Source organism: Candidatus Nitrospira bockiana (genome assembly GCF_965152565.1).
Window position 1 is genome coordinate 3,721,550 of the sequence record NZ_OZ224215.1, and the last position, 25,646, is coordinate 3,747,195.

At 62.5% G+C, this 25,646-nt stretch carries 19 protein-coding genes and 1 pseudogene; 7 read left to right on the plus strand and 13 right to left on the minus strand.

From position 1 onward, the window contains the following. From rsmA to ACWHYV_RS18255, 4 genes are all read left to right on the plus strand, one after another. The gene (gene rsmA / locus ACWHYV_RS18240) at positions 1 to 807 is read left to right on the plus strand and encodes a 16S rRNA (adenine(1518)-N(6)/adenine(1519)-N(6))-dimethyltransferase RsmA (protein WP_447977914.1); all 807 of its coding nucleotides are present in this window, start codon (positions 1 to 3) and stop codon (positions 805 to 807) included. A 158-nt stretch (positions 808 to 965) separates the two neighbouring features. Continuing rightward, positions 966 to 3,350, plus strand: coding sequence for a DNA translocase FtsK (locus ACWHYV_RS18245; RefSeq protein ID WP_447977915.1), 2,385 nt, complete (start codon positions 966 to 968; stop codon positions 3,348 to 3,350). Further along, on the plus strand, positions 3,347 to 4,093 hold the full coding sequence (locus ACWHYV_RS18250) for a LolA family protein (protein WP_447977916.1): 747 nt from the start codon (positions 3,347 to 3,349) through the stop codon (positions 4,091 to 4,093). Before ACWHYV_RS18245 ends, ACWHYV_RS18250 begins: the two co-directional genes overlap by 4 nt. Positions 4,094 to 4,157: 64 nt before the next feature. Further along, on the plus strand, positions 4,158 to 4,904 hold the full coding sequence (locus ACWHYV_RS18255; protein ID WP_447977917.1) for a 2OG-Fe(II) oxygenase: 747 nt from the start codon (positions 4,158 to 4,160) through the stop codon (positions 4,902 to 4,904). A gap of 239 nt (positions 4,905 to 5,143) precedes the next feature. Here ACWHYV_RS18255 and ACWHYV_RS18260 read toward each other — a convergent pair whose 3' ends face one another. From ACWHYV_RS18260 to ACWHYV_RS18295, 8 genes are all read right to left on the minus strand, one after another. After that, complete coding sequence (locus ACWHYV_RS18260; protein ID WP_447977918.1) at positions 5,144 to 5,581, minus strand: response regulator; 438 nt, start codon at positions 5,579 to 5,581, stop codon at positions 5,144 to 5,146. A gap of 14 nt (positions 5,582 to 5,595) precedes the next feature. Next, positions 5,596 to 8,331, minus strand: a complete 2,736-nt coding sequence (locus tag ACWHYV_RS18265) for a PAS domain S-box protein (protein WP_447977919.1) — start codon at positions 8,329 to 8,331, stop codon at positions 5,596 to 5,598. Between the two features lie 252 nt (positions 8,332 to 8,583). Further along, a complete protein-coding gene (locus ACWHYV_RS18270; RefSeq protein ID WP_447977920.1) occupies positions 8,584 to 10,836 on the minus strand; it encodes an ATP-binding protein in 2,253 nt (750 codons plus the stop codon). After that, positions 10,836 to 11,780, minus strand: coding sequence for an ABC transporter substrate-binding protein (locus tag ACWHYV_RS18275; RefSeq protein ID WP_447977921.1), 945 nt, complete (start codon positions 11,778 to 11,780; stop codon positions 10,836 to 10,838). Before ACWHYV_RS18275 ends, ACWHYV_RS18270 begins: the two co-directional genes overlap by 1 nt. A 59-nt stretch (positions 11,781 to 11,839) precedes the next feature. Beyond that, on the minus strand, positions 11,840 to 13,939 hold the full coding sequence (locus tag ACWHYV_RS18280; RefSeq protein ID WP_447977922.1) for a PAS domain S-box protein: 2,100 nt from the start codon (positions 13,937 to 13,939) through the stop codon (positions 11,840 to 11,842). 368 nt (positions 13,940 to 14,307) lie between these two features. Continuing rightward, positions 14,308 to 14,598, minus strand: coding sequence for a hypothetical protein (locus ACWHYV_RS18285; protein ID WP_447977923.1), 291 nt, complete (start codon positions 14,596 to 14,598; stop codon positions 14,308 to 14,310). A gap of 205 nt (positions 14,599 to 14,803) precedes the next feature. Further along, entirely contained in the window at positions 14,804 to 14,983 is a 180-nt protein-coding gene (locus ACWHYV_RS18290) for a hypothetical protein (RefSeq protein WP_447977924.1), read from the minus strand. A gap of 265 nt (positions 14,984 to 15,248) precedes the next feature. Further along, positions 15,249 to 16,178: a nuclear transport factor 2 family protein gene (locus ACWHYV_RS18295; RefSeq protein WP_447977925.1), complete on the minus strand. Its 930-nt coding sequence runs from the start codon at positions 16,176 to 16,178 to the stop codon at positions 15,249 to 15,251. Positions 16,179 to 16,508: 330 nt separating this feature from the next. Between ACWHYV_RS18295 and ACWHYV_RS18300 the strand changes: the two genes are divergently transcribed. Continuing rightward, positions 16,509 to 18,392 carry a TonB-dependent receptor plug domain-containing protein gene (locus tag ACWHYV_RS18300; RefSeq protein WP_447977926.1) on the plus strand — a complete coding sequence of 628 codons (1,884 nt, stop codon included), beginning with the start codon at positions 16,509 to 16,511 and terminating at the stop codon, positions 18,390 to 18,392. Positions 18,393 to 18,652: 260 nt separating this feature from the next. Here ACWHYV_RS18300 and ACWHYV_RS18305 read toward each other — a convergent pair whose 3' ends face one another. Beyond that, positions 18,653 to 19,153 carry a hypothetical protein gene (locus ACWHYV_RS18305; RefSeq protein ID WP_447977927.1) on the minus strand — a complete coding sequence of 167 codons (501 nt, stop codon included), beginning with the start codon at positions 19,151 to 19,153 and terminating at the stop codon, positions 18,653 to 18,655. Positions 19,154 to 19,211: 58 nt separating this feature from the next. Here ACWHYV_RS18305 and ACWHYV_RS18310 point away from each other — a divergent pair. Continuing rightward, a pseudogene (locus ACWHYV_RS18310) lies at positions 19,212 to 21,178 on the plus strand (S8 family serine peptidase). Positions 21,179 to 21,664: 486 nt separating this feature from the next. On the opposite strand, the gene ACWHYV_RS18315 reads toward ACWHYV_RS18310, so the two are convergent. The 3 genes from ACWHYV_RS18315 to ACWHYV_RS18325 form a co-directional block, all read right to left on the minus strand. Continuing rightward, positions 21,665 to 21,958: a BrnA antitoxin family protein gene (locus ACWHYV_RS18315; RefSeq protein WP_447977928.1), complete on the minus strand. Its 294-nt coding sequence runs from the start codon at positions 21,956 to 21,958 to the stop codon at positions 21,665 to 21,667. Further along, positions 21,927 to 22,220 carry a BrnT family toxin gene (locus ACWHYV_RS18320; protein WP_447980751.1) on the minus strand — a complete coding sequence of 98 codons (294 nt, stop codon included), beginning with the start codon at positions 22,218 to 22,220 and terminating at the stop codon, positions 21,927 to 21,929. The genes ACWHYV_RS18315 and ACWHYV_RS18320 overlap by 32 nt, the downstream gene beginning before the upstream one ends. Before the next feature lie 107 nt (positions 22,221 to 22,327). Continuing rightward, complete coding sequence (locus ACWHYV_RS18325; protein WP_447977929.1) at positions 22,328 to 22,774, minus strand: type II toxin-antitoxin system VapC family toxin; 447 nt, start codon at positions 22,772 to 22,774, stop codon at positions 22,328 to 22,330. A gap of 448 nt (positions 22,775 to 23,222) precedes the next feature. Between ACWHYV_RS18325 and ACWHYV_RS18330 the strand changes: the two genes are divergently transcribed. Further along, positions 23,223 to 24,572, plus strand: a complete 1,350-nt coding sequence (locus tag ACWHYV_RS18330) for a gamma-glutamyltransferase family protein (protein WP_447977930.1) — start codon at positions 23,223 to 23,225, stop codon at positions 24,570 to 24,572. A 43-nt stretch (positions 24,573 to 24,615) separates the two neighbouring features. Here the strand turns inward: ACWHYV_RS18330 and ACWHYV_RS18335 are convergent, their stop codons facing one another. After that, positions 24,616 to 25,638, minus strand: coding sequence for a hypothetical protein (locus ACWHYV_RS18335; RefSeq protein WP_447977931.1), 1,023 nt, complete (start codon positions 25,636 to 25,638; stop codon positions 24,616 to 24,618). Between the last annotated feature and the right edge of the window lie 8 nt (positions 25,639 to 25,646).

A 25,646-nucleotide genomic window follows, 5' to 3' on the forward strand; every position in this document is an offset into this window, starting at 1 on the left:
ATGCCCTCCTCCGCACCTTTGCCCCACAAACGCCTGGGGCAGCACTTCCTGATCGATCACAACATCGTACGAAAAATCCTGGCGACGGCGGCGATCGGGCCCGAGGAGACGGTGCTGGAGATCGGCCCGGGCCGCGGGATCTTGACCGAGTCGCTTTGCCGGGAGGCGAAACGCGTGATCGCGGTCGAGGTCGATGCGCGCTTGGTCGTCTATCTTCGGGAGACGTTGACCCATTGTCCCAACCTGGAGTTGCGGGAAGCCGATGCCTTGACGTTCCCCTACGACACCCTGCCGCCACGCACCGTGATCGTCGCCAACCTGCCCTACAACATCTCGAGCCCGCTCTTGTTCGCGTTCTTCGAGGCTCGGGATCGCCTGGACCGCATGGTCCTGATGCTCCAAGTCGAGGTCGCGCGTCGGCTGGTCGCCTCACCGGGATCCGAGGAGTACGGGATCCTCTCCGTGCTGGCCCGCTACTGGACGGAGCCCTCGATCGTCTTTTCCGTCTCCCCGCATTGCTTCAGACCGAAACCCGAGGTCGGCTCCGCCGTCGTCCGCTTGATCGTGCGACGTACGCCGCCTCTGGCCGTCAGCGATGAGGCGCTCTTCATCCGGGTCGTTCGGGCCGCGTTCGCGCACCGCCGAAAAACCCTCGTCAATTCCCTGCGCGACGAAGGCTTCGATCCGCATCAGGTGACGCAGGCGCTGGAGCGCGCGCACATCACCTCCTCTCGCCGCGCCGAAACCCTTTCCTTGGAGGACTTCGGCGGCCTCGCCAACGCGCTCGCGCAGACCGCCGGCCGGTAGCCATCGATCTGCAAGCCAGCGGGCTCCCCGGCGTCCGTGCCCGCTCGACGCCGCGCGTTGCGCGGGCGGCATGCGCGGTCCGCACACGAGGGACGGGGGCGTCGCTTCCTCGCCGCGTCTTTTGAATTCGAGGTCTCCCTGTGCTACCATCGCGCCCCATGGGTGTGTCCACCACGGCGAAGCGTGACGCTCGCGGTGTGTCCCGGCAGTCTTCGCATGTGCCGCACGAGGTCCTGGGCGTCGTCCTCATCACACTGAGTCTGTTGATCCTCCTCAGCCTGCTGTCCTTCGCGCCCACCGACGCCTTCTTGTTTTCCGGCGCCTCGGCCGGTCCCTCGTCGCCGCCGCCGACACGCAATCTGATCGGCAGCGCCGGCGCCTCCTTGGCCTGGGGGTTGTTCTCGCTGATCGGCACCGCCGCCTATCTCCTTCCGGTTCTGCTGGCCGCCATCGGGCTCCGGTCGTTCACGCACCATGCCGTCGCCATGACGGTTCGGACGGGCCTCGCAGCGACGGCGGCGCTGGTGTTCTTCAGCGGGTTGCTCGACCTGGAGACCACCGGGGTGCCGACGATCGCGAGCGGCCTGGTCCAGAAAGGCATGGCCGGCGGGCTCGTGGGCGAGCTCCTCGCCGATGTCTTGAAGACCTACTTCGCCAGCACCGGGGCGCATATCCTCGTCTTGTCCGGCCTGGTCGTGTCGTTGCTTTTCACGGTTCCCGTCTCCCTGGCCGTCGTCGCCCGCCGCCTGCCCGAGTGGTGGGCATCGGCGACCGAATCCGTCGCCGCGCTCCTGCCGGCGCGTGTCGAGCGGGCCGAGAAGCCCAAGCGCGTGAAGCCCAAACCGGTCAAGATCAATCGACCGGCCGAGCTCGACGACGAGGTCGAGGATCTCTCGACCGCGTCGGCGATCATCGATCCCGCCTCCTCGAAGCCCGCGGAGCGCACGGAACCGGCGGCCGATTCCCCGCACATCGTTCCACCGGAGCCTTCTTCGTCCGGCTATGTCCTGCCGGACCCACGGCTGCTGCTGAGCGACCTGCCCGATTCGGCGGAACGGATGACCGATGAGGCGCTCAAGGCACAGGCCGAGGTCCTCACCCGGGCGCTCTTGAGCTTCGGGATCGACGGCAAGGTCACGGAGATCCACCCCGGCCCGGTCGTCACCATGTACGAGTTCGAGCCCGCCCCCGGCGTCAAGGTCGCCCGCATCGTCAACCTCAGCGACGACCTGGCGCTGGCGCTCAAGGCCACCAGCCTGCGGATCGTCGCCCCGCTTCCCGGCAAATCGGTCGTGGGCGTCGAGGTGCCGAACCGCGAGCGGGAGACGGTGTCGCTCAAAGAAGTCCTCTTGAGCGACGCCTACACCCATGCGCGATCGAAGCTCACGCTGGCCCTGGGAAAAGACATCTTCGGAACGCCCGTCGTCGCCGATCTCAAGACCATGCCGCACCTCCTCGTCGCCGGGGCGACCGGGGCGGGGAAGAGCGTCGGGCTCAATACCATGCTTTTGAGCCTCCTCTTCAAGGCGAAGCCGGACGAGGTCAAGCTGCTCCTGATCGATCCCAAGATGCTCGAGTTGCAGACCTATGACGGCATCCCTCACCTGCTTCGCCCCGTGATCACCGACCCGAAATCGGCCAACCGCGGCCTGGGGTGGGTGGTGCAAGAAATGGAACGACGGTACAAGCTGCTGGCCGAGGCCGGTGTCCGGAACATCGACGGCTACAATCGACGCGTGGCCGACGCACAAGGCGTGGGACGCGGCGCCCGGCAGGAGTCGGTGCAGACCGAGCTCCCCATCGAGTTTCTCAGCGAAGAGGCCCGTCTGTCGGCGGGAGAAACGACGGCGGAGCAGGCTGAGGCCGTGTCCACGCCGCCCTCTCCGCTGCCGTACATCGTCGTCATGATCGATGAGCTGGCGGATCTCATGATGGTGGCGCCGAAGGAGGTGGAGGACAAGATCGCCCGACTGGCCCAGATGGCGCGCGCGGCCGGCATCCACCTGGTCCTCGCGACGCAGCGGCCTTCCGTCGATGTCCTCACCGGCTTGATCAAAGCGAACTTTCCCGCGCGGATCTCGTTTCAAGTGTCGTCGAAAACCGATTCCCGGACGATCCTCGATGCCAACGGAGCCGAGGCGCTCTTGGGCCGAGGCGATATGTTGTACCTGGCCTCCGGAACCGGCCGCCTCACTCGCCTCCATGGCTCGTTCGTCCCGGACGACGACGTCAGGACGGTGGTCGAGTACGTCAAGAAGCAGGCGACCCCGCAGTACAACGAGGCGCTCCAATCGTTGCGCCAGGACGAGGCGGCGGCCGAGGAGCAGGCCCGGGACGAAGTCTACGAGCAGGCGAAGGACCTGGTGCTGTCGACCGGCCAAGCGTCGGCCTCGCTCATCCAGCGCCGGCTGAGGGTCGGCTATCCGCGGGCCGCCCGCCTGATCGAACGGATGGAAGAAGACGGGATCGTGAGCGCTCCCGCACGCGACGGCAGGCGCGAGGTCATCGGACGGCGAGGACCGGTGGGAGCGGAAGAAGCATGACCATCCGCTCGTCGGGCCACGTCCGCGCGGTGTGGCCGTTGCTCCCCCTCTTCTTCGTGCTCATGGCTTCCTGGATGGCTCCCGTCGGGCTCGCGGCTGAGGAGGGGAAGGAGGAGAAGGCCGGCCGGGAGGTGCGGGACGTCATCAAAAAGCTGCAGGCCCGCTACGAGCAGACGAAGGACCTGCAGGCGGACTTCGAGCAGACGACGCGCATCGAGGGGTTTGCGACGCCGCTGAAGTCGAGCGGGCGGATGTTCATCAAGAAACCCGGCTTGCTCCGGTGGGATTACCGGGACCCCAACGTGGAAGAGATCTACGTCAACCGGAACGACGTGATGATGTACGTGCCGGAGCACAAGCAGGTGCTGGTCGGGAAGTTGACGCAGATGGCGGCCTCGCAGGCGCCCCTCCAGCTTCTTCAAGGGGTGGCGAAAATCGACGAAGAGTTCGAGATCGAGACGCCGCGCAGCGGCGAACGTGGGGAGGGCGGCTTACCGTTGGTGGTGCTCGCTCCGAAAGCTCACGACGCCGACGCGACCCGGACGGTCATGCGGATCGTGCTGGAGGTGCAGCCGAAGACCTACTTCATCAAGAGCGTGACGATCCATGAGGTCAGCGGCAATATTTCGACCTTCCGGTTCTCGAATCTCAAGCCGAACACGGGACTCAAGACCGCCCTGTTCGAATTCACCCCGCCGCCCGGTGTGGAGGTCGTCAAGGCGCCCTCCCTGAGCCCGCCGTGAAGCCGTGCAACGGTAACCGTTAATCGTTAATCGTTAACCGGGAATCCTAACGAGGGACGAAGAGATGATTGTAGCTGGCACTGAGGAGCTGACGGACGCCATTCAGCAGTCCATTGCCCGCCTCGATTTTGAGCAGGTCCGGGGCGACTACTGGGAACAGAACGAGTTCGTGTGCGTGCCTCGGTTCCTTCCGCCGTCCGTCGTGCTCGAGCACTTCGTGCCGAGTGTGGAGGCCCTGAAGCCGCAACTGAACCGGAATTACATCCCGGGGCACAAGAAAGGCGGCTCGGTCAGCTATTTCACCCTCCGCAAGGAGCATGCGCCCTTCCTCGCTCTGTATCGCTCGCCGGCCTTCATGGACTTCGTCAGCCGCCTCGTCGGCGCCCCTCTCATGCCGTGCCCGGACACCGACCCGCATGCCTGTGCGCTGTACTACTATACCGAGCCGGGGGACCACATCGGCTTCCACTACGACACGTCCTACTACAAAGGGGCGCGCTACACCATCCTTCTTGGGCTCGTCGATCGTTCCCCCTCGTGCAAGCTCGTCTGCCAGCTCTACAAGGACGATCCCTCGCGGCCGACGCGGCAGCTCGAACTGGCGACCAAGCCGGGGACCATGGTGATCTTCAATGGGGACAAGCTCTGGCACGCGGTGACCCCGCTCGGTGACGGGGAGGAACGGGTCGTCCTGACCCTCGAATACGTCACGAACCAGGAGATGGGCGCGTTCAAGCGGCTGTACTCGAACCTGAAGGACGCGTTCGGCTATTTCGGGCTGAAAACCCTCTTGAGTAGGGATAGGGGATAGGTGGTAAGGGGGTAGGTGATTCAATAGGGATAAGTGATAATGGGTAAGGGTTAGGTACGCGAGCAGGGACCAGTGACAAGGGGTAAAGGGGGTAAGTAAAGGCCAGCCGCCCCTTACCCATGCTTTAGTGTCCCATGCCCCTCCTTATACCTTACCCCTACCCCATATCCCTCTATCCCTACTACCCCTACTACCCCATACCCCTACTACCCCATACCCCTACTACCCCATATCCCTACTCACGTGGTGAATTGGTCTTTCATCAGCACGTGCTGATCCACTGATTTCCTGATCACGGACAGCAACTCGTCTTTGGACACCGGCTTCACGAGATAGTCCCGCACGCCTTGCCGCATGAGCGAAACGGCCAACTCGACGTCCGGATAGCCGGTCATGACCACCACCGGCACGCTGGGATACTCGCTTCGGAAGTACATGATGGCTTCTTTGCCGCCGATCTTCGGCATGCGAATATCGCACAGAATCGTGTCGACCATGAGCGGGTTGTCGCCCGAGTTCAACGCTTGGATGGCCTCCTCGCCGTTTTCGGCTTCGACCACCTCAAACCCTTCTTTGACCAAGATGATCGAGATCGGCTTGCGGACCAGCGCTTCATCATCGACGACCAGGACGCGGCCCAGTCTCACGCCGGCAGCCGGATGCGTCTGTACCGTCATGGGCCATTCCTCCTTTATGTCGATTCAATCGGGAACTGAACGGTAAACGTGCTTCCTCGACCTTCCTCGCTCTCCACCGTGATGCGTCCACTGTACTTCGCAATGATCTTGTAGACGATACTGAGCCCCAACCCGGTGCCCTTGCCCGGTTCTTTCGTCGTCACGAACGGATCGAAGATCTTGCCGATCATCGCCTTGGGGATGCCGCATCCGGTATCCGAGATCGCGACGGTGACGACGCCGTCGCTCACGCCCGTGCTGAGCGTCAGGCGCCCCGACCCCGTCATCGCTTCCACCGCATTGCTGATGAGATTGACGAAGACCTGATCGATTTCGGTTCGCCGGGCGCGGAACTTGGGAATCGGCTCGAACGCCGTGCACACCTCCACGTGGCCGAACTGCGGACACCGCTGGACGAGCCGGACCGCTTCCATCAGCCGCTCACCCACGTCGATTTCCATTTCACCGTCGCGCGACGCCGGTCGCGCATAGCAGGCAAAGTTCCGCACGACCATGCCGACGTGCTCCGAATACCGAACGATGTCCCGCGCGTATTCGCGGACCTTTTCAGGATCCTCTTCGTTGAGGATGATTTCCGCCATCCCGAGGATTCCCTGTACCGGATTGTTGATTTCGTGCGCCATCCCGGAGACGAGCGTGCCGAGGCTGGCGAGCTTTTCAGCCTGGATGAGCTGGTCCTGCAGCAGCTTCTGCTCGGTCACGTCCCACATCACGACACCCGCCTGTTGGCGATTGTTGCCGCGCAGCGTCACCGGGAACAGCCGGTATCGATACGCACGGCGGCGCACCGCCATCTCGCGTTCGGCCACCGCCTTGCCGGCCGTGATCATGCCGTCCAGGTCGGCCAGCAGGCGCAGCCATTGCGCGTCCGACAGGTGCCACAAGTCCTGGAGACGGCTCCCGATCAGGGTGCCGTCTTCGGGCGGAAAATGCTGTCCGGCCAGAGGATTGGCATAGAGTACACGCTGCTGGTGATCGACGATGAGGATCAGGCAGGGGAGCGACACCATGATCGCATCCAACTTGTCATACGCCGCGTGGAGCGCCTGCTCGGCTTCACGGCGCTCGACGAATTGCCCGATCTGGCTTCCCACCGACGCCAGGATCCGCAGCAAGGTCTCGTCCGGCTGGCGAACGTCCCGCACGAAGCACTCCAACACCCCGAGCACCTTCCCGTGCAGACTGATCGGAAAGGCCAGCGCTCCGTGGAGGCCGGCGGGCGCGGCAAACGGCGCCCGCGGGAAATTCGGATCCGCGGCGACGTCCGCGATCCACGCGGGCTGGCCGCGGTGCCAGACGCGCCCAGGAAGCCCGACACCCATCGCGAAGATGGTCTCCCGCGTGGCCGCTTCGAACGCCTGCGCGTTCACGCCGGGCGCGCGCCAGATCTCCAGGCATCGCAGCCCACGGCCGCTTTCGTCCACGGTCCAGAGCACGCCCAGATCCCAGCCCAACCCTTCGCCGATGGCCTGGAGGATCTTGGGCGCCGCCTCCGCGAGGCTTCCCGCCTCGGCGAGCACCCGCGTGACCGCGTACTGGGCGGCCTGCTGCTGGTCCGCGATCTTGTCGGCCGTAATGCATTCCGCAATGCCGGCGATGCGGGTCAACGTGCCGCTCTCGTCCCGGATCGGAAAGGCGCGGTCGCGGACCCACCGGACCGTGCCGTCCGGGCGCACGATGCGGTACTCCTCCTGGTACTCGCCCGACGCCTGCCTGGGAATGGCCTGCTCGACCCGCCGCCGGTCGTCCGGATGAATCGCGTCGAGCCAGGAATTCGGACGGGCATAGAGACTTTCGCACGACTGTCCCCAGATCTCCTCATACGCCGGGCTGATATAGATCATTTCGGTGTGCTGCGCATCGGTCAGCCAAAAGACCTCCTTGATGTTTTCGGCCAATTGGCGAAACCGCTCTTCACTTCGCCGCAAGGCGGCTTCCGCCCGCTTTCGATCAGTGATATCCCTGATGATGCCGCCGAAAAACGTCTGTGAGGAGGTTTTCCACATGGCGAGCGACAGCTCGAGCGGGAATTCGGTCCCGTCCTTGCGGAGGCCGTACAATTCAAGGGTGTGCCCGAGCATCGAGGACGCGGGGTTCGATTGCACCCTCCTCATGCCGGCCTCGTGCGCCTCCCGATACCGGGCCGGCATGATGGTCGTCAGCGGACGGCCGAGGATCTCCTCTTCGGTGTACAGGAACATCCGTTCCGCGCTCTTGTTCCAGGAGACGATCTGCCCGTCGCCGCGCGAGATGATGACGGCGTCGGACGTGGATTGCACGACCGATCGGAATCGCTCCTCGCTTTCACTCAGCTCGTGCTCGACCCGGTGCGCTTTGACCGACAAGGCCCGCACCTCACAGGCTCGGCGAACGACGGCCTTCAGCGCGAGCGGGTTGTACGGCTTCAGCACGGAGGCGAAGGCCCCTTTGGTCAGGGGCCCGATGGTGTTCTGTTCACTCACGTGACCGGTCAGGATGATCACCGGGAGCTCCGGATCGGCGTCCCGGATCGCCTTGAGCACCGAATGTCCGTCCAGATCCGGTAATCCGATGTCGAGCAGGACGGCTCCGTAATGTTGCTGTCCCGCCTGATGGACGCCGGCTGTCCCGGTCGCGACCGCGTCCACGCGATACCCGTCGTGCTCCAGCATGTCTGTGAGCGCATCACGAATGTCCTGATCGTCGTCGACGATCAGGATGTTCCGCACCGCCGCGACCGTCTGAGCCATACGCCTCTCCACGCTGCTGCCACGGCCTGGTGATTCCACCCGGTCGACCCCGGGATCACCCTGCCGACTCACTAGGCCGAAAGTCGCAACGCTCGTGCCATCAGCACTGGGACCAGCAGGGGATGTCTACTCCGCAACCCATTGATTCTGCTTCATCAAAAAAACCCCTAAGACCATCAAGTGCGAAACGCCGAGCCACGGAGAATGAACCCGTATCGGATTGCATACGAACAATTATCCGCTCGGATACATTCAGGACTCGCCGAGAACGTCGCGCTCGGTGGCGATCGGAATCGTAAAGAAGAACTTCGAGCCTTGGCCGGGTGTGCTTTCCACCCAGATCTTTCCGCCCTGGAGCTCGACCAGGCTCTTGGTAATCGCGAGGCCGAGGCCCGCGCCACGCTGCTCGACGAGCACGTGTTCTCCACGATAGAACCGCTCGAAGATCTTCGGCTGCTCATGGAGAGGGATGCCGCACCCGGTGTCGGCGACACAGAACAGGACGAATCCATTCTCGGCCCGTGTCTCGAGCGTGATCTCCCCTCCCTGCGGTGTAAACTTGACGGCGTTCTGAATGAGATTCGTCAGGATCTGGTGCAGCTTGTCCCGGTCACCGAGCATGACCACCGGCGGTCCGGAGTGGCGGGTCTCTAGGATCACGGCCTTCGCCTGCGCGACCGGGTGCAGGGACTCGCTGATGTCGACCACGAGGTCGGCCACGGGGATCCGAGTGAGCGACAGCTCCACCCGGCCGGCTTCGATCCGGGACAGATCCAAGAGATCGTTGATCATGCGCGTGAGCCGCTCCACGTTGAACTTGACCCGGCCCAGATAGTAGGCCTGCCGGTCGGTGAGCGCCCCCGTGAGCCCATCGAGCATGTTCTCTACGTAGCCTTTGATCGACGTCATCGGGGTCCGTAATTCATGAGAGACGATCGAGACAAAGGCCGACTTCAGCCGGTCCAGCTCTTGGAGCTGCTCGTTGGCCGCCTGCAACTCCCGAGTCCGGTCCTGCACGCGCTGCTCGAGCGTCTGGGTGAGGTTCTCGAGATCCTGGTAGGCCTGGGCATTGTCGATGGCGACCGCGATCTGACTGGCGATCGTCACGAGCAGGTCGAGGTCCTCCGGCCGGCACGGCTCCTCTCCGCGGTCGGCTCCGATGAACCCCAGAATGCGCTGGCTGCTCTTCAGCGGGGCCGCGACGAAGCACCGCACGCCCTCCTGTCTCGCCAGCTCCAGGATCGGAGGATGGATCCGCGGGGCGGCGGCTTCAAGGTCCTCGATGAACAGCGCGCGCCCTTGCAGGAGCAATTGCGCGTGCAGGCTGCCGTCGTCCACCACCGGGATCTCGACGCGCGCCATCGTCTCGTTGGCCTTGGACGACGCCCCGGCCACCCGGGCGCCGAACGCGACGCCGCGGTGCGGGTCGTACAGCATCAACAGCATTCTCCGGTACCCGAGGTTCTCCACGAGGAGCCGCAACACCGTCTCGATCAGCTTGTCGGTGTCGAGGGTGGAAATGATCGCGGCTCCGGCCCGGTTCAGCGTCTGCAACTGCATCAACTGGCTCGTAATCGCTCGATCGCGCTCCTTCAGGACCTGGGTCATCTGGTTGAACAGGACCGTCAGCTCGCCGACCTCGTCGCGCGTCCTCGGCTGCTCCGAGGCGTCGAGGTCCCCCTCCGCCACCCGTTTGGCGACGGCCGCCAGCCGCTTGAGCGGGGTGATGATCCGATCGGCGAGCACGACGGTGCCCGCGATCCCGATCAGAATGATGAGGCTGGTGATCAGCATCACGTTGCGAACGACGCGGTCGAGGGTCTGCTGCATCCGGGCTCCGGTCAGGCCGATCTGGGCGACGCTCAGGACCTTCGGCGGCCCCGACTCTTTCAGCTCTCCACGGGGGGTTCGCTCCAATTGCTCGAGGGAGAACGGCAGCGGCATCGCCGGGGCCGTCTGCGCGGTCCGCCGGAGGATGGGCACCGCAAAGTCGTAGACGGTCTCCGTCCGCTCGCCGCCGACGGCGACGAAGGGCGTGATGATCGGCTCGGCCGATCCGGCCTTGAAGGCGGCCTCCGCGAGCGCCGGGGCAGGGTACAGCGCCGTCTCGTTCGCCCGCACCAGCGGCCGATCGTCGGCCACGACGCCTCGGGTGGCCCGGGCCAGCACCTGTCCGTCCGCCCCCGTAATCACGGCGTACACCACCTCCTCATCGGCCATGACGCCGTCGATGTACTGCTCGAGATCGACGCGGTCCTCGGTGATCACCGCGTAGCGACTGTTGTGCGCGAGATTCCTGACCAAGATCGAGCCCGTCTCGATGAGGGCCGTCCGCATCATCTCCTCCTGTTGCCGGATGAAATACCAGCTCAGCCCGGAACAGACGAAGACGACGATCAGGCTGATGAAGAGCACGAGCTTCGTGCGGAGACTGATGAATCCCGCGCTGCGGGGCCCCGCCCTCCATCCGAACACCGTCTTGTTCGAGACGTCCTTGCGCAGCATCAGTACACCTCATCGGCACGGGCGACCAGCTCTTGCGGCACGGTCAACCCGAGATACTTCGCCGTCTTGAGATTCACGGCCAGCCGGATCCGGTCCGGCGGCACGGTGTTCGCGGCGGCGAACGCATTGTGTGAGGCGGAGAGGAACTTTTTCGCCATGACCGCCGCCTGCCGGCCGATGTCTTCGGGACTGATCGACAGCCCGGCCAAGGCGCCGTTCCGGACGAATTCCGACGAAAAGCCCACCACGGGCACGTTGCGGTCCAAGGTCGTGTTGAGGACGAACCGGAGCGACTCCTCCGTCAAGACCGTGCTGTCGGGCACGAGCCAGAGGACGTCGACCTTGGCGAGCAGCCCGCGAAGTGCGGAGGGGAGGTCCTTTTCGGACCGGATCTGGCGTTCGACCAGCTCGAAGCCCAAGCGGCCCGCGGTCTTTCTGGCTTCCTCGACGACCGTCCCCGTCTTGTCGGGGTCATAGAGGACGCCGACGCGCTTGAGCTTCGGCAACAACTGATGCATGGCGGTGAACTGGCGCTCGACGGGCACCTGCAGGCTGATGCCGGTGAGGTTCGGCGCCCGCAGGTCGTACTTCTCGGGGTCCAGCACCATGCAGTAGATGACCGGCACATCGACGATCTCCAGCTTCGCCGCCAGCGCGGCCTTCAGGCCGACCGCGACGACCAGCGCGGCATCCGACGCGCGGACTTTTCGCGCGAGCTTCCGCCCGCGAGCGACGTCGCCTTGCAGGTCGTATTCGGTAAAGACCGCGTCGCCGAGTTCGGCTTTGAGGCTGGACACGGCCAGGTTGTAGGCCGCGATATCGGAGGATTTGAGGATGGCGATCTCGGCGGCCGTCGCCGAGGCGGGGGGAAACAGGGCTAGGAACACGACGGCCAGGAGCCACCCGAACAGGGCAGCCGCTCGCTGAAGCACCGCGCCGGACATGCGTGCTGCGGGAGGCTCCTGCACCACTCCGGCCTCACTGCCAAGTCGTCATATCGAGGTCAGCCGCGCATAGAGACGTGGCCCATCGGTTTCAATTCGGTGATGTCTTGGGCGATGCCGGCGATGCGATAGACCGCTCCCGATGGATCCCGGATCGGGAACGCCCGATCGCGGATCCAGCGGACCGTCCCATCGGGTCGGACGATCCGGTATTCCTCCACGTACTGTCCGGCGATCTGCTTGGTCACCGCCGCCTCCCGCACCCGCTCGCGATCATCCGGATGGATCGCCTCCAACCAGGACAGAGGCGAGGCGTACAGGCTGGCGCAGGATCGGCCCCACAGATCTTCATAGCCCGGGCTGACGTACAACATCCTCCTCTTGTCGGTATCGCTCATCCAGAACACGTCCCGGATGTGCTCGGTGACTTGCCGGAAGCGCTCCTCGCTTTCGCGAAGCGCCGCTTCGGTCCGCTTGCGCTCCGTAATGTCCTTGAAGACGACTACGGCGCCGACCAGGTCGCCGTGCTCGCGCATCGGCGTGCTCACGTACTCGACCGGGAAGGACGTGCCGTCCTTCCTCCAGAAGACTTCGGAATCGACCGCACGGATGCTGCCGTCCCGCAGCGCGGCATAGATCGGACACTCCTCGGCAGGGTACGACGTGCCGTCGGCGCGGGAATGGTGGACCACCCCGTGCATCGACCGGCCCATGAGCTCGGCCGGCGTCCACTGGAGCATCTGCGCCGCGGCCTGGTTGATGAACGTCGTCTGACCGCGCCGATCGAGGCCATAGATGCCTTCTCCGGCCGAGTCGAGGATCAGCTCATTATAGCGGCTCAACCGTCGGAACGACTCCTGGGTCTGGAGCCGGTCGATGCCGAGCGCCATGGCGTCGGCGGCGGAGGCCAGGCTGGTCAGCGCCATCTCCGTCAGCTGCCGGCGAGCGAACAGGGCGACGACGCCCATGAGGCGGTTCTCGACGACGAGGGGGTAGCCGGCGAAGGCGATGATCCCCTCCCGACGCGCCCACTCCGGATCGCTCACCGAGGGATCATCGGCGAAATCGTTGGTCAAGTACGGGCGCCGGCCCAGCGCAATCCGGCCGATCTTGAGGGCTCCCAAGGGAATACGACCGTGTGGTCCATCCAGGTGGGTAGAGAGCCCGGCGCTCGCCCGGAGCTCCAGCACACGCTCGCTCTCGTTGAAGAGCCAGATCCGGGCGAGGGCGGCCTCCAGATGGCGCACGATCGCCTCGGTACACCCTCGCAGCATGTCGTCGAGCGTCCCGCTCTTGCTCACCACACTGCTGACCTCGGCCACGAAGGTCGCCAGCCGCAGGTGCTCGGCCTGGATCGTTTCGGCCTGCTTTCGCTCCGTGATGTCCCGGATGATGCCGCAATAGAACTGTTCCCGGTCGGCCTGCCATGCGGCCAGCGACAGCTCGATCGGCACTTCCGTGCCGTCTTTCCGCAACCCCGTCAGTTCGACCGTCTTTCCCAAGATCCTTGCGCGGCCCGTCGTCCGCAGCCGCTCGATCCCGCGCTCGTGCTCTTCGCGATAGCGCGCCGGCATGATCGTCGTCAGCGGCTGCCCCAACACCTCCTGCTCGCGATACTGGAACAAGCGCTCCGCCGCGGGGTTCCAAAACACGATGTGCCCCGTGTGATCCGCCAACACGATCGCGTCGCTGGCGGACTGGACCACCGAACGAAAACGGTGCTCGCTGGCCGAGAGCGCACTTTCGATCGTCTCGACCTTGGCGGTCAAGGCCTTGACCCCGATCGCCCGCCCCAACGTCCCTTTCAGTTGCTCGCGATTGTACGGTTTCGTCAGCAGAGCGAACGCGCCGTGGCTCAAGACGCCGGCGGTACGTTCCGAGGCGGTGAACGCCGTCAAGATGATGACGGGAAGTTTCGCATCGTGCTCTTGCAGCTTCTTCAACACCAGCAGGCCGTCCATATCGGGCAAGCCGAGATCGAGGATCACCGCTCCGTACTGTTGCCGCTTGCACCGTTCGACCGCGTCGTTCCCTGTCCCCGCCAGGTCGACGTGATAGCCCTCGTGCTCGAGAAAGTCCCGCAACGCCTGAGAGATGTCGGGATCGTCGTCCACGACGAGGATGTCCGTGCTCGTCTCGATGGCTTCTCTCCTCTTCATCGCGGCCTCCTGTGTCCGGACCGCCGGGATCGCCCGCTCCCCTCCCGTCTCGGCTTGCCTCCGTCATCCGGTCCAGCCATGAGGACGACGAGAGCCCCGGGTAGGCCGTCTCCTGATCTCTCCCTCCAGGTCGCCCAGGCGGCAGTCCGCCTCGGTCCCTCGGCAGGGCCACAAAAGAAGACCCTCCGCCACGCGTGACCGGTCAGCCGACCGGTTAGCCTGCGAGGGTCTTCGGGTGGCGGGGCGTCGGGGTGAGAACCGAAATCCGCTGGCCCTCCCATCGCCTTCTTCTTATGAGATAGTACGTATGGTCGGGCTGGCGAGAGCGCGGCGTCCGACGAGGGGCTCAGGACGTCGCGCCCTTCGACCTAGCGGTTGACATCCGCCCGCTCCCGTCCTTCGACGGCATTGAGAGGCGGACGGGCCAGCGTGTTCAGGTCCGCGCCGGTCTCCCGTGTGCGTTTGGGCCTGCCGCCCTTCAATTCCGCCAATCGTCGCGGGAATGGGCCGGCGTTGCTCGCTTCGCGACGTTCAAGCGAGTCCCGCAACGCGGCCTCGATCAGACCCGCCAACGTCAGCCCTTCGGTCCAGTACACCGCGTTGCGAGATCGCTCCAAGAGATCCACCGGGAGGTAGATCGTGAGACGTTTCCGAGCCACGCCTCTTCGTCTTGCCGGGATCGCCGGCTCGACCTCGGACAGGCTCGTACCCGATCCTTGAGGTTGCCCCTGCCAGCCGCTCTGATGAGGGGCGTGTCCATAGCCACCGGCGGGTGCCGGACGCGGGGCCTGCCTTCTCGATTCATGAATAGGAGATGGGATGTGGGTGTTCAAGACGCTCCCTCCTGTGCTGGTCGATCGGCCTTCAGGCAGCCGATCGCTGCTGACACCGTTCGGGGTTCTCCGCCTGTGCTCCGGTTCCGTCCTCGGTCTCGTCGGCCGATTCATGGTCTTTTTCGGCGTCCTGAATGACCGCCATGGCTACGACCCACAGCATGCCCACCATGCCGATCAACACGCCCCACGTGACAAGTGCCCAATCCATCAACCCCTCCTTTGTCGTGATGGCCCGACTGGATGCACAACGGAGCAAGGGAAATGCCGCCCGCGTTTTAGAGGCGGTCTCGAGACAAGGCGTTGATTGTTTGGGAGAAAGCCAGACTGTGATCCGGAGGCCCAGAGAAGCGGTCGCCTCGTGCCGACTTTCCCGTATCGGTTTGAATACTCCTGCTTATCTTGTCCGATACAGTGAGGAAACTCGACAGAGGCGCCGCCGGCGGGAAGACGCCGAAGGGAGGCCGGGAGCGCGGTCAGCGGGCATGGTTCGATGCCGGCGGCGACAGCCGCTTGAGGCGATACTCACCCCCCCATCGGCGAGGCGGAATGTTCCGTCGCCGGCCGACCCGCGTGTACCACCACGTACCCTGGGCGGTCTGACCATCGGGAGAGAACACCACTTCGAAGCCGCCCTCGCGATCGTTCCCTGCTTGATGCCAGGTGCCTTCCCAGACCCCGTCGTCGAGTCGACGGGTGGTGATCCTGCCCTCTTGCCAGGTATAGGTCCCATGGCCTGATGCATCCAACGCCGCACGATACGACTTGTCTTCTTCGTGGATCTCCCATTCTCCGCTGAGATCCACGGGGACCAGCGAACGAACGCCCCCATCCGATGGTCCGAGTGCCGGATCGACGAGGCGGACCGTCTGCGGCGGAGCCTCGAGGGATTCATGAATGTGGAGGAGAACCCAGCGTCCGTGCCGGCGTTCAAGGATGCCCGATTCACGGAGCGGCAGCACGGTTTTCACCTGATCCGGGCCCGTGCCCTCGTAGCGGACGTACTCGAGCTCGACCGTGTACCAGGCGAGATCTCGGCGCTCCCAGGTCTCGAGGCGCTTGATCAAAATCTCGATCCGCGTCGTCGCTTCGAATTCCTGTTGCATCTCCTGCGCAAGCTCCGGCCATCCGGTGTATTTCCTGCCGCCGATGGAATAGGCGACCAGCCCCGGATCGACCGATCCCTCGAGGGCGGCCATGTTTCGGTCGGCGTTCGCTTGCAGCATCATCCGGACGGCGCGCTCCGGTGAATCGGCATTCAACGCATGGGTGGCCGGCCCGAATGCACAGCCCGGCATCCCGATGGTGAGGAACGCCGCCGCCATCAGTCGCGTGGCGCCGGCCAACTCTCTGATTCTGCTCGTTCTGGTCCTGCTGCTCTTTCTGGTCTTGCTCTCCTTGGCCATCGTCCTTCCTTCTTCTCTCTTTCGCCTTTGGCCCGGACCACGAGTCGTCTCTCACGGTCGCGGCGCCCCACCGTATCACAAACCCGACCGGAACGCATCGCAGGCGAGACGACCCGGCCCGCCGCACGCGACTACTACCTTGGTCCGATTGACGCTTCGCCCGACGCTTTGCGATTCTCACGCCCTCCTAACCATCCGCTTAGCGTCCCTATGCAGTCAGCGAGAACGAAACGTCGCTCCCCCCTTCGGTGCGTGCTCTGCCTCGTCCTCTGCCTGGCGGGCGCCGCGGCAGGGGCGGTTCCTTCAGCAGCCACCGAGGTCTCCGCAGGCATGGCCGAAGAGCTCCGCTTCTTGGCGGAAGAGACCGTCGTATCCGCCATTCGGCACGAACAGCCGATCTCGCAGGCCCCGTCCAACGTCTACGTCATCACGGATGAGGACATCCGCAACTCGGGCGCCACCGACATTCCGACGATCCTGCGGCGCATCCCGGGGATGGAGGTGATGCAGATGACGGGAGCGGACTTCAACGTCGGCATCCGCGGCGACAATCAATTGCTGGCGAACAAGCTCCTGGTCCTCGTGGACGGCCGCTCCGTGTACATCGACGCCCAGTCGTTCGTCTTTTGGAAGGGCCTGCCGGTGACGTTGCCGGAAATCAAACGCATCGAGGTCGTCAAGGGCCCGGCGGCGGCCATCTACGGGTTCAATGCCTTCGACGGCGTCGTCAACATCATCACGAAACCACCCGAGGAAATGAACGGCAGCACGGTCCAAGTCGGGGGTGGAGAGCTGGGCACCCTGACGACCGCCGGCATTCAGGCCGGAAGGACGGGCAGGCTGGGGTACCGGCTGTCCATCGGGGAAGATCAAAACCAGCAGTGGCGACATCGCGACGCGCTCGCCTTTCGCGCGTATCGGGTGAACGGCCACACGGAGTACGACCTGAGCGGGGACGCGCGGGTGGTGGTCTCGGCCGGCCTCGTGGACATGAACCGGTTCGACGGCCCGATCCAGCGCGCGATCAGTCTCTCATCCGACGTCAGGCTGCCCTATGCCAACATCGCCTATGAGCGCCCGAACGCGTTCGTGCGCGCCTGGTGGAATCAATTCGACGCCTCCAGTTTGACGGTGACCGACCCTCGACTGGCCGGCCTCCTCACGACCACCGACCCCACCGGCGATCGCATCCTGACCTTTCTCGGCAACACCTACAACCTCGAAGGCCAGCAGACCCTCGCGATCACCGCGTCGCACCGGGTGATCTATGGGGCGAACTATCGCCGCAACACCTTCAGCGGCGACGCCGTGACGGGATCACAGGGCGAAAATCGGTTGGGGCTGTACGTGCAGGATGAATGGCGGGCCACCGAGACGGTGACCGTCGTCGCGGGCGTCCGGTGGGATCTCGACACGTTCATTCACCAGACGTTCAGCCCGCGGGGCACCCTCCTCTACACGCCGGTGCCGGGCCACACCTTTCGCCTGAGCGTCTCCGTGGCCTATCGACCGCCGACCCTCTTCGAGACCTATGAACGCCTCCGCACGACGGTGCCGCCTCTGGGCGCCACCATCGCGATTCAGGGCTCACGCAACCTCGAGCCCGAGGAAATCGTCTCGTATCAAGCCGGCTATCAGGGCTGGTTCCTGAAGCATCGACTGCGGCTCCGGGCCGATCTCTTCTTCAATCACATTTCCCAATTGATCGACCTGCATCCGGTCGCGCCGTCGCTCCTCAAGAACGTGAACGGCGGGAGCGCCGATATCTACGGTGGCGAAGCTGGAGTGGAAGTCCTGATCACCGACTGGCTCAGAGGCTTTGCCAATTATGCCTATCAGGAGCTCGGGCAGACGCTGACAGGGCTGGCACGGCGAGGCGCGCCCACGCACAAGCTCAATGCCGGGCTCCACGGAGAGTGGGACAACGGGCTGAGCGCGCAGGCGCTCGTGCACTATTATGGGGTCGCCACCTATCCCTTGATCGACTTCTTTCCCCAATTCGCCGCCGCCGGCCTGATCCCGACGAGCTCGGTGCCCGACCCGCGCGTCGGCAGCTACACGCTCCTCAACCTCCGTGCCGGCTATTGGCTCTGGCGCGACAAGGCCGAGCTGGCCGTCTCCGTCTTCAACGCGCTCAACGACCGGCATCGCGAACACCCGCTCGGGGACGTGATCGGCAGCCGCGTGATGGGGTGGTTGACGATCAAATTGTGACGCGGGAATTTCCTCATTCCCAAACGGCTCTGGCTGGACGTCAAGGCGTTGAAACGGCGGTCGCGCTTGGAGTTCGATCTGACCTTGTCGTGAAATATTGAAGGCTACTGGTATCAAGATAGATAAAGGGAGTGTTGTTTTGGATACACTCTCTACCCGCCCTTAGCCCTGCCGCATCAATATCTCTCCAAAGATCAGTGGATTTCATTTGAGAAGATCTAGGGCATTAGAATTGCTGCCTTTGGTAAACGCCGTTGGCCTTACCGTATCTTGCGCTCCGAAAGCATTTGCGGTTCAACGCTGACGATGTCGGGCAAGACTTCGAGCGCCGGTATTCGCGTCAATGAGGCGGCGATTCCCTGCTCGATCGCGCGGACCCAGGCGGCCTGAGGCGCATACGGAAGGATTTCCGTCACCTCATATCCGGCACGAGTTAAGGCCCGACGGCGCTGCTGGACGTCCACGTTCTCTCGAAACCGGACGAAAACAAGCCCCGTGGGTACGGACGGAGGCCCATGTGGCTCGATCGCGTAGACCGGCGTCATGTCGGCCGCAGCAGTGGCGACGGAGGGATCAAGATGTCCTCGGCACACATGGATCTTGCCGTCATCCAGAGAAAACACGACTGATGGCCTCAAGCTAGGATCAAGCGTCCCATGAACCGCGAACCAGCCGGGCATCCTGACGTACCAGAGGTCGGGTTTTTCGGTGCCGGCTCGAAGGCGAGTGGGGAATGCTGAAAGCGGATCGGCCTTGGCCATGTCGAATTCTAGGCCCAACCAAGCAATCATGCCAAGTCGCAGGACAGGAGGACAGCCTATGGTCACGTACCAATACGGGGGCAAGACAGGAAGGCGCTATACGCTCGGTGTCAACGAGAACCTCCTCGTGGTCCGAACGCGAAGCCGGCGATCGGTCGGTGCGGCATTGATCTCATCGAAAGCTCGCCGCATATTCGATGGGCTCGAGCAAGTCGCGCGGTTTCATCATGCAGGGGTCGAAATCTTTCGCTACCGCGACCCGGTAAACACTTCTGAGGCTCGACGCACGCGTGCCACACTGACGACCGAACCTGACACGGAATTTGCCGGCCGCGTGCTGGCTGATCCGAAATCCGGAACACCCGTTCTGTACACCGAGAACTTTTTTGTCAAATTCGAGGATGATCTGGCCACGAGCGCATGCAAGAAACTGCTCAAGACCTATGGCCTCAAGGTCAAACAGGAGCTGGAGTACGCGAGGAACGCGTACTTCATCGGCGCGCCTGAGGGCACCGGACAGAAGGTGTTCGCGATTGCCGAGCGCCTGCTTCGTGAGAAAGAGGTGGAGCTGTGCCATCCGGAGCTCGTGCGGCAAGTCCAGTGGCGAGGAGCCTTCCCTCCCCAGTGGCATCTCATGAAAACGACCGTTGCCGGCCAGGTTATCGACGCGCACGTCGATGTGGCGGCGGCGTGGACCTTGAGCCAAGGGGAGGGCGTCACGATCGCGATCATCGATGATGGTGTGGATGTCGACCATGAGGAGTTCGCCAGCAGCGGGAAAGTCATCGCGCCCCGCGACGTCACCCGCGGGGTTGACGATGCACGACCGGGGAGCGGCGACAATCACGGGACGGCCTGTGCCGGCGTCGCCTGTGCCAACGGATTTCATGGCGGCTCCGGGGTGGCGCCGAAAGCCAAGCTCATGCCCATCCGGTTGGCTTCTTCGTTGGGATCCCAACGAGAAGCCGAGGCCTTTGTCTGGGCAGCCCGGCATGGGGCCGATGTGATCTCCTGTAGTTGGGGCCCACGAGACGGCGACTGGTGGAATCCCAATGATCCCGTTCACGATGAAGTCGTCCCCCTGCCCGATTCGACGAGGTTGGCCATCGACTGGGCCATCACCAACGGCCGTAACGGCAAGGGCTGCGTGATCACCTGGGCGGCCGGCAACGGCAACGAGAGTGTGGACAATGATGGCTATGCAAGCTACGGCAAAGTCATCGCCGTCGCCGCATGCAATGCCAAAAGCAAGAAAAGCGTGTACAGCGATTTCGGGAAGGCCGTCTGGTGTGCCTTTCCCAGTAACGATTTCGTGACGCCGCCGGTGCCAGGGATCTGGACGACGGACCGGTCAGGGGTGGCGGGGTACAATCCCGGCCAGGGGACCAGGGGGATGCCGCGGGGAACTACGTCAACGATTTCGGCGGCACCTCGAGCGCCTGCCCGGGAGCAGCCGGAGTGGCGGCGCTGATCGTCGCAAGGAATCCGGCGCTGCGATGGGATGAGGTCAAGGACCTCATGAAACGCGCCTGCGACAAGATCGATAAAACCGGCGGCAACTATGACGCCGATGGTCACAGCAAGCTCTACGGGTATGGGCGAATCAATGCGAAGACCGCCGTCACCCTCGCCGCCCCGACCGTCGTCGCGCCTGCAGTGATCCACACCTCCGTGAAGCTGGTTCCGATTCGGGACCTCAAAACATCCCGGATCTCAGTGGCAGTGCCGGAGAAGGAGCTCGTGAAGTCGATCAAGATCAGCGTCGACATCGAGCATACCTATATCGGCGATCTCGTGGTCCGAGTCAAGCCGCCGGCAACGACGGGAGTCACAACGGTCGTCCTTCATAATCGGGCCGGCGGCGGCAAGAACAATTTGCGGCAGACCTACGACATGATCAACACGCCCGAGCTGAAAGCGCTGGCCGGCAAGAACTCACAGGGCAGATGGACGCTCATCGTGCAAGATAAGGAGAAGCTGGACACGGGGCGGATTCTGAAGTTTTCGGTCGAGCTCAGTTTCTGAGTGCTGTGAGCTTCGTTACAGGGCGAGGGATTGAGCGGCTGCTACAGGTGGGCCTAGTTCAAGTGCAGGCACCGACTCCGGCGGATAACTCTCAGGATCAGATGGTCATAGCGGTACGGATCGTACTGACCCGAGCCCATCAACGATCGTGATCGGCGTTAAGGTTTGAGATCGAAACGAGCGCAGTGCCTGGGCTGCACGACTGAGAAATCCCGGCGATCTGTGGATTCCTTTAACCCTAACGCGTGGTCTCCATACTTGGCCCATGACCTGTCCGGTACGGCGAAGATCTTCTTTCTTGAGAAATACCACCTTCAGCTCCTCACGATGGATCGACTGGAGGAATTAAATCTCCGTCTCAGAACCCAATGAGCGCGATGAGACAACAGACTCCGGCAGGACGGTAATCGGTACCAGCTAAGGTGCGATTGTCCCAGATGCCTCATTCGTACCTCCTTTACAAAACTCAGCAGGCACCGCCCCTTGTCATCGCCCCCCCTTCACGATCATCTCCCGAAACTCCTCTTCCACCCTGTCGGCCAGAAAGGACTTGAGTAACGTTTGATACGGTACGTCCCGTTTGTTTGCCAGCATCTTCAAATGCTCGAGCAGCGACTTCGGTAGTCGCAATGAAATGGTTTCCGTAGAAGGTTTCAAGTTCGGGAACAGTCTTCGCCTGGCTTGTGAATAGTCGATGTACTCGGTCGAATCATGGCGGGACCAAAACTGCGCTTCTTCTGCTTCATCCTTAAACGTCGGCATCTTTTTCAGTTTCTTCATGATAGATTCTCCGTTCTTTCCTACTCATGTCCCTCGCCGAGATCACACGAATCCGATCGTTCCGGATGGTAAATACAAGAAACAGCAACCGGCCAGCATCAGTGTGAGCTAAGACATAATATCTTGCTTCCTCGGCCGAATGGGCGGCATCGTCAGCAACGACAAGAGGACGATTGAAGAAGACCTGCTCGCATTCCCCCGCCCTGACCTGATGGCTATCCCAATTCTTGGCCGCCCTACACCCTGCCCGTCGCCTCTGGATCGGCCCCCATCGGGGGACTCAGCAACAAGGCGATTGACAAGAAATCGGAAAAGGCACCTCCCATGAAGAGGGAGAGGAAGACCAGAGACGGTGCATCGTCATCGGCGTTACGGCTTGAGCTCGAACCGAGCGCAGTGCTTCGGCCGCACGATCGAGAAATCCCGTCGATCCGTGGTCAAGACTGTCCTGATCTTCAGCCGTTCGGCGACGGCGACGATGGTCGCGTCCACAAAGCCCAATGCGCTATCCGCGTACTTGGTCATGACTTCCATGGTACGGCGAAGATCTTCTTTCTTGAGAAATTCCACCTGCAGTTCCTCGCGGCGGATGGATTCAAGGAATGGGATTTCCGCCTCAGCACCCAAATGAGTCGAGATGAGATAGCAGACCTCCGGCAGGACGGTAATCGGCACAACCAGTGTGGACCGGGTGGTGTTCAGGAAAGCGAGGACGCGATTATGCCACCCGTCATCTCGGTCCATCATCGCATAGAGTGGACCCGTGTCCACCAGGAGGGCCGTCACGCCTTGCGCCTTCGACGTGGCCCGGTCCACAGCAGCTCTTCAGCCCGTTCCGCAACGTCTTTTCTTCCACTCCGACCGAGGCCTACAAATGAAGGCAAAGCAGCCCGCTTGTGCCGACGCCCGACAAATTCTTCAAGCGCCCGGCGAGTGACAGCAGCCAGAGTAGAGCGTTCGCTATGAGCGATCTCCTGTAAGGCCTTGAGCAATGATTCATCGGCAAAGATCGTGGTCCGCTTCATGGCATACCCCCATGTATGCGAAGTATGCTATCGACGTATGCTGAGCTTGTCAATGGAAGGCGGGCTGCCCTAATCTCCTTCAGGCCCAGGAGATCACAGCACACCCCCCGGCTGAGAGTTTGTCCATGGCCCTATTCTATCCACTAAGAGCCTCGAGTATTCTAGGGGCTCCCGTGTGATGACTCGGTTCCTCTGGAAGGCAAGCGCGCAGACGGAAGTGAAGATGGAGATCTCCACCCATGAAGGGATCACCGCATCAAGACGCCCGATCTCAGGGCCGATCCATGGTCATCTCGCAATACGGAATCGTGGCGGCCGATTCTCCATTGGCGGGACAAGCCGGCGTCAGGATGTTGGAGCAAGGCGGAACGGCGGTCGATGCCGCCGTCGCGGCCAACGCGGTGATGGGCGTGGTGGCCCCCATGCTCAACGGGATCGGCGGCGATCTCTGCTGCCTCGTCTATGACGCCGTGACGGAGACTATTCACGGTCTCAATGCGACCGGACCAACACCGGCAGGACTGACGATCGCGCATCTGCAACGGAACGGATTCTCACGGATGCCCGAAGCCGGCATCCATACCGTGACGGTGCCGGGTGCCGTAGAGGGATGGGACCAGTTGCTCCGCCGATTCGGGACCAAACCGCTGGCTGCGGTCCTGTCGCCGGCTATTCGTGTCGCCGAGGAGGGATCCCCGGTCACCGAGGTCATTGCCGCACTGTGGCAACTCGCCGGCGGGTCGCTCCAGGACCATCATGCCCGGGAGGCGTTGCTCGTTCATGGATATACTCCCCGTGTGGGAGAGGTCTTCTCCAACCCGGACCTCGCCTGGTCGTATCGACAGCTCGCCGAATATGGCCGAAATGCCTTCTACCAGGGAACGCTCGCCCAACGGATCCTAGACCTTGTCCGCCGCTGTGATGGCGTGATGAACGAGGAGGACCTTGCCTCCTATCACGGTGAGTGGACCCAGCCGCTGGCCACCATGTACCGGGGCTGGACGGTTCACGAGATGCCGCCCAATACCCAAGGCATCGCCGCGCTCGAAATGCTCAACATTATGGAAGCGTCCCCATTGAGCGAGTACGGCCCTCAGTCCCCGGAGACGTTGCACGTGATGATCGAAGCCAAGAAGTTGGCCTATGCCGATTTGATCGCCTCTATCGGCGATTCAGATCAGAGCCGCATGAAGGTCGGAGAGCTGCTTTCGAAGGAGTACGCGCGCGAGCGCGCCGCGACGATCGACCTGACCCGCGCCAGAGCCGAAGGATCCGGTGAAGCCATCGCGCCGGGAGGCACCACCTATGTCGCAGCGGTGGATCGAACAGGCAATTTGGTCTCGCTCATCCAAAGCAATTACTATAGCCACACGTTCGGCTCCGGACTCGTGCCACGCGGCACGGGATTCGCCTTGCACAACCGGGGAGCGCTCTTCAGCCTAGATCCAGCTTCGCCGAATGGGTTGGCCGGACGCAAACGCCCGCTCCATCCTAGGGTCGCGCGCACGGAGAGGTCGAGACGGCGCATACCATGTCCCTTGACTCTGGCGAGTTTAACGGCTTCAAATGCTTGTGCTTCTCATTGTTGACATAGCGAACAGATCGACTAATGCGTGCAGCTCTCATAGCCATTTAATGACGACGATCAGCATGAATTTCTGCTGAAATATCAGAACTAAGTGAACAATCCTCCCGAGCAAGAAACAACAGGAAGTTCGCCATGCCATACCGAGCCTGGGTGTCCTGAAGTGGCGTGTGATACACCATCGTAACCTCATATTGATCCTCGGTGTTAACAGGAAATCCTTTCACGCTTGAATAAATTTGACTGGGAGGGAAGCCGATGAGTCGTCCGTCTGCTTGAGCAAGAGGCATTGTCCGTATAAGTGTCTGCCGGGCACTTTTGTTTTCGAGAGTCATCAGCACGACATCATCATGCGCGTGTGGATAGGCATACTTGACACATCCACTTGCCTCAAACTTTAAAGGAGCGGATCGTATGAAGAGTCCCGTCTTGAGCGTAATCCCATCTATTGTTTCATCCTTCGGTCTAAGGTGAAATTTTGTATAACAGCCAAAGTTGACACCCACGTGATAGGCCAGCAAGGGCCGAAGGGCTGTAGCGTCCCGAGCTAAATCCATTGTAAACGCTACTATGACATCTCTGATAGCTGGCGCATCATGGTAGAAATCCACAATCGCTAGTACCTTTTGCCCCTTTTCCAATTTTACTCCGTACCCTTCGGGAAATCGCGCTTCCGTCATTTCAAAGCCGGTACCTGCAAAAAAGTTTAGCTCTCCCGGGCAAGCCAAACTAGGATCATCGAGTTTACTCATCAAGATATGATGAACGTACGGACCTGAAAGCACAACCCCGTCCTTCCCAATCACACGAGCTTTATAACCCGTTATGAACATGTCGCGTGGCACCTCAAACACGCGCTTTGGTATCTCCTTTGCCAAGTCTTCGTGGTGCCTTGTCGGCAAATCAACTGGTCCAAACGTAATAGTTAGTGAAGCACTATCAACTTTAATGCTGCTTGGCACCATTGACGCCAGCTCCGGCGGCGGCTCTGTTGGAACGTTGTTAGCTCTCGCCGAACCCAGCTGAGCGAGCACTAATACTGGCAATATCAGTCCGAGACTCTTCATCATAGTCAACT